The 3,718-nt window shown below is 72.4% G+C and carries 3 protein-coding genes; 1 reads left to right on the top strand and 2 read right to left on the bottom strand.

Features of this window, described 5'->3' with window-relative positions:
- Both sepH and ACRDP3_RS24990 read right to left on the bottom strand, forming a co-directional pair.
- A partial coding sequence (sepH, locus tag ACRDP3_RS24995; RefSeq protein WP_431519254.1) for a septation protein SepH occupies positions 1–759 on the bottom strand: 759 nt, incomplete at its 3' end.
- 361 nt (positions 760–1,120) lie between these two features.
- Positions 1,121–2,440 (bottom strand): D-arabinono-1,4-lactone oxidase, encoded by a 1,320-nt coding sequence (locus ACRDP3_RS24990; protein WP_431519253.1) that lies wholly within the window; start codon positions 2,438–2,440, stop codon positions 1,121–1,123.
- A gap of 150 nt (positions 2,441–2,590) precedes the next feature.
- On the opposite strand from ACRDP3_RS24990, the gene ACRDP3_RS24985 reads away from it, so the two are divergent.
- The coding region (locus ACRDP3_RS24985; RefSeq protein WP_431519252.1) for a ferrochelatase at positions 2,591–3,718 on the top strand (1,128 nt) is incomplete at its 3' end.

Raw genomic sequence — 3,718 nt, 5'->3', positions numbered from 1 at the left:
GCCCTCGCCCACGCCGCGGTCCCGGTCGTCCTCGTCGCCCGGGGCCGGCGAGAACGCGGCAGGCTCCAGTTCGGGACGGCCGGTCCGCTCGCCCCGGCTCTCGCGCTCGCTGCGCCCCTCGCGCTCCCCTCGGTCACGAGGCAGCCGTGCGATCCTCGGCACGAACGGGAAGCTCGGCTCCGGGGTGTCGTCGGTCTCGCCGATTAGCGCCCTGGCCTCGTCGTCCACGGCCTGCACCAGGCGGCGCGGCGGGTCGTAGGTCCAGGTCGCCGAGTGCGGCTGGGCCGCGACGCGGTAGGCGAGCAGCACCTCCCAGGTGCCGTCGTCCCGGCGCCAGGAGTCCCAGTGCACGGCGTCCCGGTCGGCGCCGCGCACCAGCAGCCGCTCGTTGACGGCGTCGCCGAGCTGCGGTCCCGCGGTCTCGCCGGGACGGCGCACCGGTGTCTTGCGGGCGCGTTCCGCCATGAACGCGCGCTCCGCGAGGACGGGGCCCTCGAAGCGGCGTACGCGGTCGACGGGGATACCGCCGAGCTGTGCGACCTCCTCGGCGGAGGCACCGGCTCGTATCCGCGCCTGGATGTCGCGCGGCCGCAGGTGGCTCTCGACCTCGATCTCGATCTGGCCCAGGCGGGCACGGTCGTTGCGCACGGCGGCGCGCAGCCGTTCATCGATCGGAAGCGTGTATTCCGTGCTGTCGGCAGCTTTGAGCACCAGCCGTGTGCCGTCGTTGCTGACGGCCACGACACGCAGTTCGGGCATGTGAACCTCCCCGGTGGTGCCTGCCGACGTCACGTGCGTCGCTGGTCCTGCGGGCCGACCGCTGACCAACCTCGTCACCTGTGCTGCCTGCGCCCGGCCTGAGCCAAGGCCAGGGCTCGTCACACTACTCCATTAGGGCCACGGGGGTGGACCGGCGCGCCGTCCAAGTTGCTCGAGGGGAAGGGAGTTGGGGCCCGGCCAAGCTTAAGAACGGCAACGGCGGGTGGCAAGAGTCACATAACGGACCGAATCGGAATCATTACCTTCGCTTCGCTGGTCGTTTACGCGTTCCGATGAGCGAATCCGTTCAACCGGGGGCGGTAACAGCCGGGAAGGGGGCACATCCGTTCAACACCCGCGTTCATTCCCCGAGTACGCGCCGCAGGTAGTCGTTGCCGAAGACCCGGTCCGGGTCCAGCCGGTCACGGAGCTTCCCGAACTCCCCGAAGCGGGGGTAGACCGACCTCAGGTAACCGGCGTCGCGCGAATGCAACTTGCCCCAGTGCGGGCGCCCGCCGTGTGCCGTCATGATCCGCTCGGCCGCCGTGAAGTACCCCTCGTGCGGGGTGCCGCGGTACATGTGCACCGCTATGTAGGCCGTCTCCCGTGCGCTCGCCGTCGAGAGCGGAATGTCGTCGGCGGGCGCCGTCCGTACCTCCACCGGGAAACCGACCCGGAAGCGGGAGCGCTCGACCAGTTGTTTCAACTCCCGCAGCGCGCCCATCGCTTCCCGCCGGGGCAGGGCGTACTCCATCTCCAGGAAGCGCACCCGGCGCGGGCTGGTGAAGACCCGGTGCGGGAGGTCGGTGTAGGTACGGGGAGACAGGGCCCGGCTGGAGATCCTGGCGGCGGAAGGCACCACGGCGGGGGCCGCCGACCCCAGCGAACAGACCGCCTGGAAGACCCCGTTGGAGAGCAGCTCGTCATCGATCCAGCCGCGCACCCTGGGCAGCGGACGGGCGGGGCCCGCACTGCGGTTGTTGCGCTTGGTGTTGCAGCCCTCCGTGTGCGGGAACCAGTAGAACTCGAAGTGCTCGTTCTCGGCCACGAGTTGCTCGAACTCCGCCGTCACGCGCTCGAACCGCATCGGCTCCTCGCGGGCGGTCAGCAGAAACGCCGGCTCCACGGCGAAGGTCAGCTCACTGATGACACCCAGCGCCCCGAGGCCGAGCCTGGCCGCGTCGAAGACGTCCGCGTTCTCGCGCGGCGAGCAGCGCAGCACCGAACCGTCCGCACGCACCATCTCCAGCCCGGTGACCTGAGCCGACAGCGACGCCGATGTGCGGCCCGTGCCATGGGTTCCGGTGCTCACCGCGCCGGAGGCTGTCTGCTCCACGATGTCGCCCATGTTGGTCAGCGACAGGCCCGCCGCGGCCAGGGTCTGGTTGAGATGCTTCAGCGGGGTGCCCGCGGCCACCGTGACCGTGCCGGCCTCCCGGTCCAACTCCCGTACGCCGACAAGCCGGTCCGGGCGTATCAGCATCCCGTCGGTAGCGGCGGCGGCCGTGAAGGAGTGCCCGGTGCCGGCCGCCTTGACCCGCAGCCCCTCCTCGGCGGCCCGCCGCACCGCCTCCGCGAGGGCGGCGGTGGTGGAGGGGGAGACGGTACGGGCGGGAGTGAGGGCGACGTTACCCGCCCAGTTGCGCCAGGTCGCCCGGCTGCCCGTCGGCTGCGCGCTCATCAAGGACCCTCCCCTCTCGCGAGTATCGGATCATACTCACGGCTGCGGTGTGGGCGGCCGGGAGGTGGCGACCCCCGCCGTCCGTCCGTCCGCTCGCCCGGCCCCCGCCCGCCCGGACCTCGTCCATCCGCGGATGGCAGGATCGGTGATATGTCCGATGCGCTCGATGCCGGCCCCGATGCCCGCCCGTACGACGCCCTGCTGCTGCTCTCCTTCGGCGGTCCGGAAGGCCCCGACGACGTCGTCCCGTTCCTGGAGAACGTCACCCGCGGGCGCGGCATCCCCCGCGAGCGGCTGGTAGAGGTCGGTCAGCACTACTACCTCTTCGGCGGCGTGAGCCCCATCAACGCGCAGTGCCGCGCTCTGCTGGACGCGATCCGCAAGAACTTCGCCGAGGCCGGCCTAGGCCTCCCCGTCCACTGGGGCAACCGCAACTGGGCGCCGTACCTCACCGACGCCCTGCGCGAGCTGGCGCGGGACGGCCGCCGCCGGGTGCTGACCCTGACCACCAGCGCCTACGCCTCCTACTCCGGCTGCCGCCAGTACCGCGAGAATCTGGCCGAGTCACTCGCGGCGCTGGAGTCGGAGGGTCTGGAGCCGCCCCGCGTGGACAAGCTGCGGCACTACTTCAACCACCCCGGCTTCATCGAGCCGATGGCCGACGGCGTCCTCGCCGCCCTCGCCACGCTGCCCGCGGACGTACGGGAGGGCGCGCACCTCGCCTTCACCACCCACTCCATCCCGACCGCCGCCGCCGATACCTCCGGCCCGGCCCAGGCGCACGGCGAGGGAGGGGGCGCGTACGTGGCGGAGCACCTGGACGTGGCCCGGCTCGTCGCCGGCGCCGTACGGGAGCGGACCGGCATCGACCACCCCTGGCGGCTGGTCTACCAGTCCCGCAGCGGCCCGCCCCAAGTGCCGTGGCTGGAGCCGGACATCTGCGACCACCTGGAGTCGCTGTCCGCCGAGGGCGCGCCCGCGGCGGTGATGGTGCCCATCGGCTTCGTCTCGGACCACATGGAGGTGCGCTACGACCTCGACACCGAGGCCACGGACAAGGCCGCCGCACTCGGTCTGCCCGTGGTCCGGTCCGCGACAGTCGGCGCCGACCCGCGCTTCGCCGCCGCGATCCGCGAGCTGGTGACGGAGCGGGCGGCCGCCGAGCGCGGCGAGGGTCCCCGGCGCCGCGCGCTCGGCCGGCTGGGACCCAGCCACGACGTGTGTCCGCTGGGCTGCTGTCCGGCCGGGACGCCCAAGCCGGCGGCGGCGGGCGCCGAC

This window comes from Streptomyces sp. (genome assembly GCF_050698815.1).
In the GTDB taxonomy this organism is placed as follows: Bacteria; Actinomycetota; Actinomycetes; order Streptomycetales; family Streptomycetaceae; genus Streptomyces.
The sequence above is the reverse complement of the archived record's forward strand: the minus strand, read 5'-3'. Positions and strand labels throughout refer to the sequence as shown.